This window comes from Pseudomonas hygromyciniae (genome assembly GCF_016925675.1).
GTDB lineage: Bacteria > Pseudomonadota > Gammaproteobacteria > Pseudomonadales > Pseudomonadaceae > Aquipseudomonas > Aquipseudomonas hygromyciniae.
The window spans coordinates 1,870,309-1,885,583 of record NZ_CP070506.1; the positions used below are offsets into that span (position 1 = coordinate 1,870,309).

General features: G+C 61.8%; 10 protein-coding genes, 4 tRNA genes and 1 pseudogene. 6 read left to right on the plus strand and 9 right to left on the minus strand.

What is annotated here, in order from left to right; translation table 11 throughout:
- The first annotated feature begins 7 nt into the window (after window positions 1-7).
- A tRNA-Val gene (locus JTY93_RS08315) sits at window positions 8-83 on the plus strand.
- A 19-nt stretch (window positions 84-102) separates the two neighbouring features.
- Window positions 103-179, plus strand: a tRNA-Asp gene (locus tag JTY93_RS08320).
- A gap of 258 nt (window positions 180-437) precedes the next feature.
- On the opposite strand, the gene JTY93_RS08325 is transcribed toward JTY93_RS08320, so the two are convergent.
- The 3 genes from JTY93_RS08325 to JTY93_RS08335 form a co-directional block, all read right to left on the minus strand.
- Window positions 438-2,876: a TonB-dependent siderophore receptor gene (locus tag JTY93_RS08325; RefSeq protein ID WP_205475550.1), complete on the minus strand. Its 2,439-nt coding sequence runs from the start codon at window positions 2,874-2,876 to the stop codon at window positions 438-440.
- A gap of 78 nt (window positions 2,877-2,954) precedes the next feature.
- On the minus strand, window positions 2,955-3,935 hold the full coding sequence (locus JTY93_RS08330) for a FecR family protein (RefSeq protein ID WP_205475549.1): 981 nt from the start codon (window positions 3,933-3,935) through the stop codon (window positions 2,955-2,957).
- 7 nt (window positions 3,936-3,942) lie between these two features.
- On the minus strand, window positions 3,943-4,461 hold the full coding sequence (locus tag JTY93_RS08335) for a sigma-70 family RNA polymerase sigma factor (RefSeq protein ID WP_205475548.1): 519 nt from the start codon (window positions 4,459-4,461) through the stop codon (window positions 3,943-3,945).
- Window positions 4,462-4,662: 201 nt separating this feature from the next.
- On the opposite strand from JTY93_RS08335, the gene JTY93_RS08340 reads away from it, so the two are divergent.
- Window positions 4,663-4,738: transfer RNA gene (locus JTY93_RS08340), tRNA-Val, on the plus strand.
- An 18-nt stretch (window positions 4,739-4,756) separates the two neighbouring features.
- Window positions 4,757-4,833: transfer RNA gene (locus tag JTY93_RS08345), tRNA-Asp, on the plus strand.
- 89 nt (window positions 4,834-4,922) lie between these two features.
- Here the strand turns inward: JTY93_RS08345 and JTY93_RS08350 are convergent.
- From JTY93_RS08350 to kdpF, 6 genes and pseudogenes are all read right to left on the minus strand, one after another.
- Window positions 4,923-5,615, minus strand: a complete 693-nt coding sequence (locus JTY93_RS08350) for a response regulator (protein WP_169994225.1) — start codon at window positions 5,613-5,615, stop codon at window positions 4,923-4,925.
- Window positions 5,612-8,263: a DUF4118 domain-containing protein gene (locus JTY93_RS08355; protein WP_205475547.1), complete on the minus strand. Its 2,652-nt coding sequence runs from the start codon at window positions 8,261-8,263 to the stop codon at window positions 5,612-5,614. Before JTY93_RS08355 ends, JTY93_RS08350 begins: the two co-directional genes overlap by 4 nt.
- A 130-nt stretch (window positions 8,264-8,393) precedes the next feature.
- Window positions 8,394-10,464: pseudogene (gene kdpB / locus JTY93_RS08360) on the minus strand (potassium-transporting ATPase subunit KdpB).
- Between the two features lie 12 nt (window positions 10,465-10,476).
- Window positions 10,477-11,130, minus strand: a complete 654-nt coding sequence (gene kdpC / locus JTY93_RS08365; protein WP_169994217.1) for a K(+)-transporting ATPase subunit C — start codon at window positions 11,128-11,130, stop codon at window positions 10,477-10,479.
- 10 nt (window positions 11,131-11,140) lie between these two features.
- Window positions 11,141-12,847 carry a potassium-transporting ATPase subunit KdpA gene (gene kdpA, locus JTY93_RS08370; protein ID WP_104911897.1) on the minus strand — a complete coding sequence of 569 codons (1,707 nt, stop codon included), beginning with the start codon at window positions 12,845-12,847 and terminating at the stop codon, window positions 11,141-11,143.
- A gap of 107 nt (window positions 12,848-12,954) precedes the next feature.
- Complete coding sequence (gene kdpF / locus JTY93_RS29730; RefSeq protein WP_076964610.1) at window positions 12,955-13,053, minus strand: K(+)-transporting ATPase subunit F; 99 nt, start codon at window positions 13,051-13,053, stop codon at window positions 12,955-12,957.
- Between the two features lie 422 nt (window positions 13,054-13,475).
- Between kdpF and JTY93_RS08380 the strand changes: the two genes are divergently transcribed.
- Window positions 13,476-13,628 (plus strand): hypothetical protein, encoded by a 153-nt coding sequence (locus JTY93_RS08380; RefSeq protein WP_169994214.1) that lies wholly within the window; start codon window positions 13,476-13,478, stop codon window positions 13,626-13,628.
- A gap of 50 nt (window positions 13,629-13,678) precedes the next feature.
- Complete coding sequence (locus JTY93_RS08385; RefSeq protein WP_205475545.1) at window positions 13,679-15,262, plus strand: BCCT family transporter; 1,584 nt, start codon at window positions 13,679-13,681, stop codon at window positions 15,260-15,262.
- Window positions 15,263-15,275 lie beyond the last annotated feature (13 nt).

The following is a 15,275-nucleotide window of genomic DNA, read 5'->3' on the forward strand; positions in this document are numbered from 1 at the left end:
AAACGAAGGGTGATTAGCTCAGCTGGGAGAGCATCTGCCTTACAAGCAGAGGGTCGGCGGTTCGATCCCGTCATCACCCACCATTCGCTTCATGTGTTACGCGCAGCGGTAGTTCAGTCGGTTAGAATACCGGCCTGTCACGCCGGGGGTCGCGGGTTCGAGTCCCGTCCGCTGCGCCATATTCGGTAACCTGGAACACTGAACGCCAGGTCACCACAAGAAGCCCGCTCATTGAGCGGGCTTTTTGCTGTCTGGGGTTTACCTTTCTGCTTTTGTAGGAGCGAGCTTGCTCGCGAAGAACCTGAGGGCGCTGTGTTTATTCAGGATGCTCGCGTTATCGTTGGAGATTTTCGCGAGCAAGCTCGCTCCTACAGGGATTGCGTTAAAAAAACGCCCCCGGTCATTGCCGATGACCGGGGGCGTTTTTTATTGGGCGCTTAAAAATCCCAGCGCGTGGTGACCATGAAGTTGCGCGGTTCACCGTAGGCGGCAGAGTTATAGAAGCCGATATTGGTGTAGTAGGACTTGTCGAAGATGTTATTGACGTTCAGCGTCGCCGAGAGGTTCTTGGTGACCTGGTAGCGGGTCATCAGGTCAACCAGCCAGTAGGCTTCCTGGGAGAACTCCTCATACCCGCCATGTGGGTTGTTGTAGATATCCTGCCAGCCCACGCTCTGCCAGCGCACGCCGCCGCCGACGGTCAATTTGTCGAGGTCGCCCTTGAGTTTGTAGGTGGTGTACAGCTTGACCTGGTCTTCTGGCTCGAACGTGGAAATCTTCAAGTCTTTGTCATCGCGCACGATCTTGTGGGTATAGCCCGCTTGCAATTGCCAGCCAGGGGCAATCTCGCCGGACATTTCCACTTCGTAGCCCTTGGTCACCGCCTTGCTGCTTTTATAGGCGTAGTTGGACGGGATTGGCGTCTGGTTGTTGTACTCATCATCGGACAGCGCACGATTGGACTCGTGGATTTCAAAGTACGCCGCGCTGGCGTTTACCCGGCCGTCGAGGAAGTCGGCTTTCACCCCCAATTCCCAGTTCTGGCCTTCATCGGGCTCAAGCAGCTTGTTATCGCGGTCGCGGTTGTAGTTTTCCTGGGGCATGAAGATATCGGTATAGCTGGCATACACCGAGTAGGTGTCGTTCAGGTCGTAGACAGCACCGACATACGGCACGAAGCGCCCGGATTCACGATAGTTGGGGTTGTAGCCGGTGACCTGGTAATTGACCACCCGACCGCCGAGCAGCAGCTTCAGGTCATCGGCCAGATTCAGGCGCGTGGTCACATAGGCGCCGGTCTGGCGCACGGTGTCGTCGGTCAGGGATTGGGCGTTACCCCAGTCCGGGAGGGTCGCGTGGCCATGCCAGTGATTGAAGTCGACGATGTTGGGGCTGAGGTTCCAATAGCCTTTACCTTTCCACTGCGAGGCGCTGATGGATCCGCCCAGCACCAGTTCATGTTCGCGGCCGCCCAGGCTGAACGGGCCACTGACGTACAGGTCGGCGGAATCGCTGACCGTTTCCCCGGTGTATTTGCCCGAGGTCAACTGTGCGGTGCCGTCCGGCTGTGGCTGGTCGCCCTGGATCGAGCCCATCAGCGCGTGGTAACCGTTGATCTTGTGGTCCAGTTGCAGCTTGGTCACCCAGCCGTCACCCAGGTCATGTTCGAGCATGGCGAACACGGTGCGGGTGTATTGCTCCCAACTGCTCCATTCGGCGGCGTTGTTGAACGAGCGCTTGACCTTGTTGCGCTCGCCCTTGGAGTTGATCAGCGGGAAGCTGCCTGACCAGGAAGAGCCCTTGGGCAACGTGTCCTGGTAATCGCCGCCGACGGTCAGCAGGGTATCCGGTGACAGGTCGAACTCCATGATGCCGTAGTACGTCGGGCTCTTGCGCGAGTAGTGGTCCATGAACGAATGCTTGTCCTGGTAGGCGGCGACCGCCCGGCCGCGCACATTGCCGCTCTCGGTCAGCGGGCCGCTGACGTCCAGTTCGCTGCGATAGTTGTCCCAGGAACCGGCGCCGAGGGTGGCGTGCCCCTGGAAGTCAGCGGTGGGCTTCTTGCGCACCAGGTTGATCGTCGCGCCCAGGGAGCCGGCGCCGGTGAGCAGGCCGGTGGCGCCCTTGAGCACTTCGACACGGTCATAGATCGCCATGTCGCTGAGGGTGTTGCCCGCCGAATAGGCAACGTTGCGCGCCGTCGAAGGAATGCCGTCGTACTGGAAGTTATTGATCGAAAAACCACGGGCGTAGTAGTTGCTGCGTTCGCTGTCGAAGGCCGACACGGTGATGCCCGGGGTGTGGCGCATCACGTCGTCGACGTTGTTCAGGCCGAAGTCATCCATGTGCTGGCGCGTAACAACGCTGACGGACTGCGGGGTTTCCTTGGGGGTCAGCACCAGGCGCGTGGCGGTGGCGATGCTGCCGGGCGTGTACGAGCCGCTGTCTTCAGTGACGTTACCCAACTGATTGCCGGTGACCTGGGTCGGGCCCAGCTCCATGGTGCCGTCGCTGGCAGCGGGCGTGGGTTGCAGTGCATATACTTGGTTGCCCTTTACCGCGATGTAGCCGCTGCCTTGCAGCAACCGGTCGAAACCATCCTGGATGCCGTAGTTGCCTTGCAAACCCGGGCCCTTGAGGCCTTCCAGTTCCCGGGACTGGAACACAATCGCCACGCCCGCCTGCTGGGCAAAGCGGTTGAGCGAATTGCCCAGTGGCCCGGCGGGAATGTTGTAAGCCTGGGCGGCAGTGCTTGGCGTATCCGCCTGGGCCAGGTTGATGTGCAAGGCGCCAACGGTGGCGGCGAGCATTGCCAGGGAAAACGGTGCGCTTCTGAGCAGGCCAAAGCGCCCACGCGGGTAGGAAGGGGTGTGCATGGTGAAGGCAATCCTTTAGGTGTCGAATTACCTTGCTTGACGGGCAGCTGCGTAAAAACCGGAAGCAAATGCGAATAATTATTTATTGGCGGTGTTGGCCGGGTTCACGATGACCAGCCAAGGGGTATAGGTTTGCACCGTTATCGGTAGGGTTTGCGCCAGCAGTTGCAGGGCATGGTCGCTGTCGTCCAGAGGGATCACGGCCGACACCCGCAGGCTTTGCAAGGCGGCACGGTCAAACTGCAGGCGGCCCGCGCGATGCCGGGCGATTTCATCCAGCACCTCGGGCAATGGCCGGTTTTCCACCACCAGTTGATGGCGGCGCCAGGCTTCATTGATGCCCGCTGGGTCAATGCTACCGGTCAGGCGGACGCTGTTGGTACTGATCAGGGCCTGGGAGCCAGCGGCGACTTCCAGTCTCTGCCGCGCATCGGCGCTGTGGGCTGCCACGCGCGATTCGAGCATGCTCAGCACGGTGCTATCGCCTTCGCGCTTGACCACAAACCGCGTGCCCAGCGCGCGCATGCTGCCTTGGGCGGTCTGTACGATAAACGGTCGTGCCTGATCGTGGGCCACTTCCACCAGGATTTCGCCTTGCAGCAGTTCGATGCGCCGTTGCGTGGCGTCGAAATGCAGGTTGGCCGCACTGATGCCATTGAGGCTCAATGCCGAGCCGTCGGCCAGGCGCAGGGTCTGCCACTGGCCGGGGCCGTTTTGCACATCGGCCATCCAGCGCTGCGGATACGGACTGACCAGCAGCGCTGCCGCCGGTACCGCCAGGCTGCATGCCAGCAACAGGCTGCGCACTGCGCTTTTGCTGCGGCGCGATGGCTTATTGGCGAACGCCGCATTCAGCGCCGCCCGTGCCGGGGACTTTTCCCCGCGCAATGCCTGCATCCGCGCAATCACCGCTTCCATGCGTGCGGCGGCTGCGGCGTAGTGCGGGCCTTGTTGTTTCCAACGCTCGAACGCCAGGCGCTGGGCTTGGCTCAGCTCACCTTCATGCAGACGCAGCATCCACTCGGCGGCTTGTTCTTCGATCTGTTGGGCGTCGGGCATGGGGGGCTCAGGTGTCCATACTATGGCCGCAATGCACCAGGGCCTGGATCAGATATTTGCGTACCGTGCGCTCCGAGAGCTTGAGTTGCCGGGCGATCTGCTGTTGGGTCAGTTCTTCGAGGTAATAGAGGACAAAGGCCTGGCGCGAATACTCATGCATGCCTTCGAGAATAAACGCGATCTGTTCCAGGGCTTCAAGGGTCGTGTTGATCTGCTCCGGCGACTGGAACCCCTCAAGCGCGTCCACCGTCAGCGCCAGTTCTTGCAGATAGGCCTGTTCAATCTGTTTGCGCCGGGCCTGGTCGATGATCAGCCGCCGCGCGGTGGTGCTCAAGTAGGCCCTGGGTTCGCGGATCGTCGCCACGGATTCACGGGTGTTGAGGAGGCGCGTGAATGTGTCCTGCGCCAGGTCGGCAGCGTTTTGCCGGCAGCCCAGCTTGCGCCGCAGCCAGGTGAGTAGCCAGCCATGATGTTCGCTGTAGAGCTGGGTTATTTCCCTTTGGAATGGCGGTTCACCCACAGACATAGGCGTGGCCCAGGTGTTATTGAGAATAGTTTCTAATTGTGGGCCCAGGGCTGGGTAAACGCAATGGACTCGCGTTTACCCGCTACAAGCGCCGGTTTTCCAGGGGGTACGCTGCCGGCGAAAAGATATTTCAAATAAATTGCATTTAAATCAACACATTGCGAAATTTTCGTATATGATGCGCCCCGCACCGAACGTAAAGGGTGATTAGCTCAGCTGGGAGAGCATCTGCCTTACAAGCAGAGGGTCGGCGGTTCGATCCCGTCATCACCCACCATTACGTCCAATGCTACGCGCAGCGGTAGTTCAGTCGGTTAGAATACCGGCCTGTCACGCCGGGGGTCGCGGGTTCGAGTCCCGTCCGCTGCGCCATATTCGGTAACCTGGAACGCTGAACGCCAGGTCACCACGCAAAGCCCGCTCATTGAGCGGGCTTTTTTTTGTGCCTGGGATTTATGGTTCTACAAACCCACCAGCCGGTAACCCACCTGCAATTCGGTAATGAAGTACTGCGGCTGCGTGGGGTCCACCTCCAGTTTTTGCCGCAAGTGCGCCATATGCACCCGTAGATAATGGGCGCGGTCGACGTAATCCAGGCCCCACACTTCCAGCAGCAGTTGCCGGTGCGTCAGTACCCGGTTCTGGCCGCGAATCATCGCGCAGAGCAAGCGGTACTCGATGGGCGTCAAGTGCACCGGTTGACCTGAGCGCCACACTTGATGGGTTGCCAGGTCGACGGCAATCTCGCCAAACGCCACCTTACTGGTCGCCACTACGGTGCCGGTGTGCCCATGCCGGCGCAGTTGGGCGCGGATGCGTGCGAGCAACTCGGGCACGCCAAACGGCTTGGTCAGGTAGTCATCGGCACCTGCGTCCAGGGCGGCGACTTTTTCTTCTTCACGGTCTCGCGCCGACAGCACCAGGATCGGCACCGCCAGCCAGCCGCGCAGTTCGCTGATCAGTTGCTTGCCATCGCTGTCCGGCAAGCCGAGGTCGACAATCACCAGGTCCGGCTGACGGCTGGCGGCATGAATCAGCGCACGCTTGACGCTGTCGGCCTCGAATACCTGGAAGCCTTCATCTTGTAGGGCAATACGCACAAAGCGGCGGATATTGGCCTCGTCTTCAACGATCAGAATGCGTGCAGTGCTCATAAGGTTTCCATGGCCGGCGGGGTGCCTGCCGGTAGTGTGATGGTGAAATGCATACCGCCCGTGCGGCCAGGGTTGGCTTGGATACGCCCGCCGTGGGCCTCGACGATGCGCTTGACCAGCGCCAGGCCCAGGCCGATACCGGCCACGGATGATTCCTGCTGGCCGCAGGTGAAGGGTTCAAACAGGTTGGCCGGTGCGTGACCGGGGCCGGTGTCGCTGACCTGCAGCACAATGTGCTCGCCGGCCTGGCTGGCGGCCACGCAAATGCTGGTGCCTGGCGGGGTGTATTTGGCGGCGTTGTCCAGCAGGTTGACCAGTACCCGCTCGATCAGCAGCGCGTCGACTTCCACCAGCGGCAACTGCGCGTCGAGCGCTGTGTGTACGCGGTGTTGCGCCAGGGGCTCGCGCAATTGGCGCAGGGCGCTGCCGACGATTTCTTCCAACGAATGCCATTGGCGGTTCAGGCGCACCCCGCGCTCTTGCAGGCGCGCCATGTCCAACAGGTTTTCGATCAGCCGCTGCATGGACGTAGCCTGTTCGTGGATGCCCTGCAGCAACTCGCTCAGTGGTCCTGGCGAGGCATGGGGCAGGGCGGTCTCGGCAGCGCCGATCAGGGTGGTCAATGGCGTGCGCAGATCGTGGGAAATCGCTGCGAGCAGGGTGTTGCGCATTTTCTCGCCTTCCATCTGCACCAGGGTGCTTTGCGCCACTTCGACGAAATGTACGCGCTCCAGGGCAATCGCCAACTGGCTCATGCAGGCTTCCAGCAGGCGGCGTTCCTGCGGGTCGTTCAAGCGTTCGCGCTGGGCCAGTTCCAGCACCAGCACACCGCGCACGCGCATCGGTGCCTTGAGCGGCAAGTAGCAGCCCTTGGCCGCCGACAGGGTGTCGGTGCCATGGCCGGCGGGTTGGCCGTGGTCGTAGGTCCATTGCGCGATGCTGTCGTCGATCGGCAGCCCATCGGCGCTCACGCCGTGTACGCCATCGGCGGGATCCGGCAGGGCCAGGCCGACCCGTGCTTCAAAGACGCCACTGAAGGTGCGCAGTGCGACTTCACTGATTTGCTCCACCGTCAGCGCCGCCGACAGGTCGCGGGCCAGGCGCGCCAGGGAGGTTGCGCGGCGTTCCCGTGCGGCGGCGGTGCGTGCTTCGTGGCGCAGGCGCGCGGTGAGTTGGCCGGTGATCAGGGCAATGCCGAGCATCAACGCAAAGGTGAAGAAATACTGAGTATCGGTAACGGCGAATGAATAGCGCGGCAGGACGAAAAAGAAGTCGAAACACAGCACCGCGAGCATCGCCGCCCACACGCCGGGGCCGCGTCCAAAGCGCAGCGCGACCAGCACCACCGTGAGCAAAAACAGCATCACCACGTTGGCCAGGTCGAACACCTGCAGCAGCAGGGCGGCGACGGCGCTGGTGGCCAGACAGGCCAGGCTGGTCCAGACGTAGGCCAGTCGAGTGCCGGGCAATGGCACGGTTTTTTCGCGCGCGGCGGGTTTGCCCGGTAGTAGGCCGTGGGCAATCACGATCTGATCGATTTGCGGATGGTGGCGGCTGATCCGGTCACTGACCGACTGATGCCAGAACCGCCACCGACGGCGCGGATGATGGCCGAGCATCAGGCGATTGGCGTTGTGCTCGCGGGCACAGTCCACCAGGGCTTGGGCAACGTCCATGCCCGGCAGTGTGGCCGTATCGGCACCGAATTCTTCGGCCAGGGCCAGGGTTTTCATCGCGTTCAAGTAACGCCTGGCGCCGCGCCCTTGGGCCGAGGCGACGTGGACCACAATCCAGTCGGCTTCCAGTTTTTGCGCCAGGCGCGCGGCTTCACGCACCAGGCGTTCATCGCCGGCTTCACCGGCTACGCCGACCAACAGCCGTTCGCGGGCCGGCCACAGGGTCTTGATCGATTGTTCGCGGCGGTACACGCGCATCTGCGTGTCGACCCGGTCGGCCGTGCGTCGCAGGGCCAGCTCACGCAGCGCCAGCAGGTTGCCCTTGCGGAAAAAATGCCGTGACGCACGCGCCGCCGCCGGGCCCAGGTACACCTTGCCGTCCTTGAGGCGTTGCAGTAGATCGTCGGGCGGCAGGTCGATCACCACCACTTCGTGAGCGTTGTCGAACACATGGTCCGGCACCGTTTCGCGCACGCGGATGCCGATGATCCCGCTGACCAGGTCATTCAGGCTTTCCAGGTGCTGGACATTGAGCGTGGTCCAGACATCAATGCCGGCGCTGAGCAGTTCTTCCACGTCTTGCCAGCGTTTGGGGTGACGCGAGCCGGGCACATTGCTGTGGGCCAGTTCGTCCACCAGCACGATGGCCGGATGGCGTAGCAGCGCGGCGTCGAGGTCAAATTCGCTCAGGGCGAATTCACGGTGCAGGTGCTGGGCGCGGGGCAGTTGTTCGAGGTCGTGGAGCAACTCGGCGGTGTCCTGGCGGCCATGGGTTTCCACCACGCCGGCCAGCACGTCGCGGCCCAGGCCGGCTTCGCGGCGCGCCGCTGCAAGCATCGCGCAGGTCTTGCCCACACCGGCATTGGAGCCAAAGTAGATACGCAATTTGCCGCGCAAGGCGGCCTGTTCTTCTTGTTGGACGCGAGCCAGCAGAGCGTCGGGGTCGGGGCGTTCGTCGTTTAAGGCGGGCATGTCATTCCTCTGGTTGTCTGTAGGAGCGAGCGTGCTCGCGAAAAACCGGATGGCGCCGCTGGGTGTCAGGTTTTTCGCGTTACCGTTAACGCCCTTCGCGAGCAAGCTCGCTCCTACAGTGGGTGGAGCGTTACACGAGGCCCAATCCCGTCAGCAGCATGTCGATCAGCTTGATCCCGGCAAACGGCACCAGCACCCCGCCCAGGCCATAGATCAGCAGGTTGCGGTTGAGCAGGGCCGCCGCGCCGATTGCGCGGTAAGTCACGCCGCGCAGGGCCAGGGGGATCAGCGCGACAATGATCAGGGCGTTGAAAATCACCGCACTGAGAATCGCCGAGTTGGGGCTGCTCAGTTGCATCACGTTCAAGGCACCGAGCTGGGGATAGGTCGCGACAAACGCCGCCGGGATGATTGCAAAGTACTTCGCCACGTCATTGGCCACGCTGAAGGTGGTGAGGGCGCCGCGGGTCATCAGCATCTGTTTGCCCACCTCGACCACTTCGATCAGCTTGGTCGGGTTGCTGTCGAGGTCGACCATATTGCCGGCCTCCTTGGCAGCCTGGGTGCCGCTGTTCATCGCCACCGCCACGTCGGCCTGGGCCAGCGCCGGCGCGTCGTTGGTGCCATCGCCAGTCATGGCCACGAGCTTGCCCTTGGCCTGGTAGTCGCGGATCAATTGCAGTTTGTCTTCCGGGCGGGCCTCGGCAAGGAAGTCATCCACGCCGGCCTCCACCGCAATGGCGGCGGCGGTCAAGCGGTTGTCGCCGGTGATCATCACGGTCTTGATACCCATGCGCCGCAGCTCGGCGAAGCGTTCCTTGATGCCGCCTTTGACCACGTCCTTGAGCTCCACCACGCCCAGCGCCGTGGCGCCGTCGCTGACGACCAGCGGCGTGCTGCCACGCCGCGAGACCTCATCGACCTTGGCCTGCAACGCCGCCGGAAAACTCCCGCCCAAGGCCTCGACATGGCGGCGAATCGCGTCCGCTGCACCCTTGCGAATCGCCCGGCCTGCGGGCAGGTCGACGCCACTCATGCGGGTTTGCGCGGTGAAGTGCACAAAGCTTGCGCCCAGTTGGTTGATGTCCCGCGCGCGAATGTCGAACTTCTGCTTGGCCAGCACCACGATGCTGCGGCCTTCCGGGGTTTCGTCGGCCAGGGAGGCCAGTTGCGCGGCATCCGCCAAGTCGGCCTCTTTGATCCCCGGCGCCGGCAAAAAGCTGCTGGCCTGACGGTTGCCCAGGGTGATGGTGCCGGTCTTGTCCAGCAGCAGCACATCGACGTCACCCGCCGCCTCGACCGCCCGCCCGGAGGTGGCGATGACATTGGCCGACATCATCCGGCTCATGCCCGCCACGCCGATGGCCGAGAGCAGGCCGCCGATGGTGGTGGGGATCAGGCACACCAGCAAAGCCACCAGCACCGTGGCGCTGACCACGCTACCGCTGCCGCTCATGGCCACGGCGAAGATCGAGTAGGGGCTCAGCGTGGCGATCACCAGCAGGAACAACAGAGTCAGGCCCACCAGCAGGATGGTCAGGGCCACTTCGTTCGGGGTTTTCTGGCGCTTGGCCGATTCGACCATCGAGATCATGCGGTCCAGAAACGACTCGCCGGGATTGACGCTGATGCGCACCACCAGCCAGTCCGACAGCACGCGTGTACCGCCGGTGACCGAGGAAAAATCGCCACCGGACTCGCGAATCACCGGCGCCGATTCGCCGGTGATTGCGCTTTCATCCACCGACGCTACGCCCTCGATCACGATGCCATCGAGTGGCACCAGGTCACCGGCCTCGATCAACACCACCTGATCCTTGCGCAGCAGCGACGCTTCGGTCGGCAGCCATGGCGCACCGTGCTTGGGGGTGTTGCAGCAGCTTGGCCAGCGTCTGGCGTTTCATCCCGCGCAGGCTAGCGGCCTGGGCGCGGCTGCGGCCCTCGGCCAAGGCTTCGGCGAAGTTGGCAAACAGCACGGTAAACCACAGCCACAAGGTGATGCTGAGGATAAAACCGCTGGGCGCTTCACCCTGGCCGCCGAGGGACTGGAACCACAGCAGGGTGGTAAGGATGCTGCCCAGGTAAACCACGAACATCACCGGGTTTTTCCATTGCGCCTGGGGCAGCAGTTTCTTCAGCGCATCGCCGCACGCGGTGAGTACGATGGCGCGATCAAACAGAGGTAAACGAGCATTCTTCATAAGGGCAATCTCTTACTCACTGGCCGCAATAGGAGGCGATGGCAGGCGGTCGTCCAGCGCAAGGTTGAGTTGCAACACGTTGACCCGTGGCTCGCCGAGCAGGCCCAGAGTGCGTGCGCTGGTGTGCTGGTTGACCAGTTGCAGCAGCTCGGCTTCGGGGATCTGCCGCAGGCGCGCGACCCGTGGCAGTTGCAGGCGCGCATTGGCCACTGAGATGTGCGGGTCGAGGCCCGAGGCGGAAGCGGTGACCGCGTCCACCGGCACTTGGGCGTCGGCGGGCAGGCCGTTGGCCAGGCGATAGGCCTGCACGCGTGCGGCCACCTGGTCCACCAGTTTCTGGCTGGTCGGCCCCAGGTTGCTGGCGCCGCTGGAACCGGCGTTGTAGGGCTGCGACACGCTTTTGCTTGGGTCTTGCGGGTCGGCGCCCAGGGTCATGCTTGGACGGCCATGGAAGTATTGCGGCCGAGTGAAGTGCTGGCCAATCAGGGTCGAGCCCATGGCCAGGCCATCGCGTTCAATCAGCGAGCCACGGGCCTGGAACGGGAACATCAACTGCGCGGTCACGGTGGTGAACGCCGGGTAGGCGAACCCCGTCAACAGCATGAAAAACACCGCCGAAACCAGTACCGGGCGCAACAGCCCTTTGAATATCGATTGAGTCGTCATCTAGGTGTCCTCAGTTGTACGTCTGGCCGGACAGCAACTGCAGTTGCTCCACCAGCGGGCCGAGCGCGAGCGCTGGCAAAAAGGTCAGGCCGCCGACCACCAGCACCACGAACACCACCAGCAGCATGAACAGCGGGGTCGCGGTGGGAATGGTGCCGGCTCCGGCCGGTACGGTCTTTTTCATCGCCAGGGAGCCGGCCACGGCCAGCATCGGCAGCATGGTGAAGAAGCGCCCGATCAACATCGCCAGGCCAATGGTGGTGTTGAAAAACGGCGTGTTGGCGTTCAAGCCGGCAAAGGCCGAGCCGTTGTTGGCGGTGCCAGAGGTGTAGGCGTACAACACCTCGCTGAATCCATGGGGGCCGATGTTGTTGAGGCTGGCCATGGTGTCGGGCCACAGGGCGGCGAGGGCGGTGAAGCCCAGGATGCTGATGGGGTGCGCGAGCACCGAGAGCATCACCAGCTTGATCTCCCGCGCTTCGATTTTCTTGCCGAGGAACTCCGGGCTGCGACCAATCATCATGCCCACCAGGAACACCGTCAGCAGGGCGTACTGGATCAGGTTGATAAAGCCCACGCCGTCGCCGCCGAACACGCAGTTGAGCATCATCTGCGCCAGGGGCACGAAGCCGCCCATGGGGGTCAGCGAGTCGTGCATGGTGTTGACCGAGCCGGTGGTTGCCGCCGTGGTGGTGGCGACGAACAGGCTGCTGTCGGCAATGCCGAAGCGCAGTTCCTTGCCTTCCATATTGCCGCCGCTGTGTTCAATCGACAGGGTCTGGTTGGCGCCGGCCTGGGTCAGCAGCGGGTTGCCGCTTTGCTCGGCGCCGTAGACCAGGGCGAGGAAGCCGATGAACATAACCAGAAAGGTGCCGAAAAACACCCAGCCCTGGCGACGTTGCAACAGCATGCTGCCGAAGGTGTAGGTCAACGCCGAAGGGATCAGCAACATGCTGAGGATGTGCAGGATGTTGGTCAGCGGCGTCGGGTTTTCGAACGGGTGCGCGGCGTTCATGCTGAAGAATCCGCCGCCGTTGGTGCCGATGTGCTTGATCGATTCAAAGCTGGCCACTGCGCCGACAATCAACTGTTGCTGGGCCCCTTCCAGGGTGGTGACCAGGGCCTGGGAGGCGAAGGTCTGTGGCATGCCCTGCCAGACATAAACCAGGGCCATGCCTACGCATAACGGCAACATCACGCGGTACAGCGTGCGAGTGAAGTCGACCCAGAAGTTGCCGATATCGCCCGAACTGGAGCGGCTCAGGCCCCGAATGAAACCGGCCGCCGCGACCACGCCAGAGGTGGCACCGACGAACATCAGAAAGGTAATGACCGCCATTTGGCTGAAGTTCGACAGGCTGCTCTCGCCCGAGTACGCCTGCCAGTTGGTGTTGGTGATAAAGGACACGGCGGTGTTGAATGCCAGGTCCGGCGATTGTGCGGTCAGCCCCAGCGGGTTGAGCGGCATGACCGCTTGCAGGCGCAGCACCAGATAGCCCAGCAGCATCATCGCCGCGTTCGACAACAACAGCGCCGAACCGAAGCGGGCCCAGCCCATGGTTTCCTGTGGGTCGATGCCCAGCAGGCGGTAGGTATAACGTTCCGGCAAGGCATGGTGGGTCCCGGTGAATACCCGGGCCAGCCATTTGCCCATCAGTACGGCGAGTCCCGTCATTACCCCCAGGACCAGCGTAAATTCCAGCAGCGTGCTTAACATGTCGTGGCTCCGTTCAAATCTTGCCCATGGCGACAATGGCCATGGCAGTCGCAACAAAAAACACCAGGGAAAGACTGATAAACATCAGGTCGTACATGGCCAGCTCCCTAGAATTTTTCTGCGCGAATAAGGGCGTAGCCCAAGTAAACGAACAGCCCCACGGCGCATAAGCCGCTGGCGATATAAATGAACGTAAGTGTGAGCACGGTGTAACTCCCCTGAGTGAATAAGCCGCAACTGCGGACGCGGGGAGGTTAATCCCTGGGGTATCAAGCTCAGGCACTGATTACGTGCAGCGGTATTAAGACGGTATATAGAAAAAATTCTGCCGGGCGCACGAAAAAAAGGGATAGCCCGCCGCCCGGGTATCCCTTTAAACACTGGGGTGTTGCTGATGTTAACGACCTGCTTATTTAGTTTTATTTTTCTTCTCGCTGCGGGTAGCGAGGTGTTCGAAGCAAAACGCGGCAGTACCGAAGAGCGCAATCATTGACAGGACGATCATGCCTAAAGTTGAACTTTCCACGATGATTTCCTACGGGTGTTGGGGTAGGAAGTGACGGTAGAGTGTTTGCACTTAGTTGCTCAATAGAGGCGACGTAAACGTTATGGCGAATAGACGATTTATATGAACTCTTTACGCCCCACGCCGCTGCTGATCAGCCATGACCTGACGGAATACCCCTATGCCTATTGGTCGATTGCACCGCAACCGGCGCCCACGTTTATCTATACCCACGCGAAGACTTCAAGGTGGGCGGCCACGGTGCCTGCTTTCTAACAATGGCCTGCAAAGGCAATAAAAATAGTCTGTCTGGGGAAGCGCACGAGATGAAATACCCATTGCGTCCTTTGGTCTTCTGGCCAACCTTTTTGATTCTGCTGGCGGCGGTAATCGCCAGCTACCTTGACCTCAAGGCATTTCTGGCCGTAAGCAAACAGCTTAATACGGTGATCCTGCAGAATTTTTCCTGGCTGTTCAGTGCCGGCTCTTTCGCCATGGTGGGGCTTACGGCCATTGTGTATTTTTCGCCCCTGGGCAAGGTGCGCATTGGTGGGGAGGGCGCCACGCCTCTGTTGAGTAAATGGCGTTGGTTCATGGTCGCGCTCTGCACCACCCTGGCGGTGGGAGTGTTGTTCTGGACCACCGCCGAGCCGCTCTACCACTTGTATTCGCCGCCCAGCAGCCTGCCGATCGAAGCAGGCAGCGCGGCAGCCAAGAGCTTTGCCCTGTCGACAATGTTCCTGCACTGGACGATCACGCCCTACGCGATTTACCTGGTGCCGTCCCTGGTCTTTGCCCTGGTGTTCTACAACCTGCGCAGCCATTTCTCGATTGGCGCCATGTTGCAACCCTTGCTCGGCGCCCAGCGGGTCAAGCGGTATGCCGGGTTGATCGACACCCTGGCGATGTTCGCCCTGGTGGCCGGCATGGCCTCGTCCCTGGGCACCGGTGCACTGACCTTGGCCGGTGGCTTGAGCCAGTACATCGGCGGTGAGACCACGCCCTTGCGCCTGGCCCTGATCATCGCGGTGATCGTCTTTACCTTTGTCGCCTCGGCCGCCAGCGGCTTGCAACGCGGCATCGTCATGCTGTCGTCGTTCAACACCTGGATCATGTTGGCCCTGGGCGCGTTTGTATTGTTGTGTGGGCCAACCCTGTACATATTCAGCCTGGGCGTCGAGTCCCTGGGGGTCTACCTCGACACCTTCTTCAGCCGCAGCCTGTCCACCGGTGCCGCCAGTGGCGACAGCTGGCCGCAGAGCTGGACGGTGTTCTACTGGTCGGTATGGTTCGCCTGGGCCCCGGTGAGTGCGCTGTTCCTCGGCAAGATCGGCCGGGGCTATACGGTGCGCGAATTTATCCATATCAACATGCTGTACCCGGCGCTCTTCACCGCGCTGTGGATCTGCATCTTCTCCGGCAGCAGCCTGTACTTCGATGCCCTGGGCGACGGCAGCTTGAACCGCGTGCTCAACGAGCAAGGCGTGGAACATGTGCTGTACCAGATGTTCCAGCAGTTGCCGGCCAGCGGCCTGATGATCGCGTTTTTGCTGTTTGTCGCATTTATCTCATTCGTCACCGCCGCCGACTCCAGCACCGACGTGATCGCCAACCTGTGCAGCAAAGGCGTCACCGCCGATTCGGACCTAGATGGCAACCCGCTGCTGAAGATTGTCTGGGGCGTGATCATCGGCACGGTGTCCTGGGTCATGGTGGCCTTTGTCGGCATCGACGGGGTGAAGATGCTCTCCAACCTCGGCGGCCTGCCGGGAATGATCCTGGTACTTCTGGCCAGCACCTCGTTGATCTACTGGTTGAAGAACCCCGCGTTGCTGGACGTAAAAGCCCCTGCAGTACACCTCGCCCCTGGCCCGCGTGGTGCCAGCCCGATGGCGGATTTTGCGCGCTGACTTGCCTCTATCT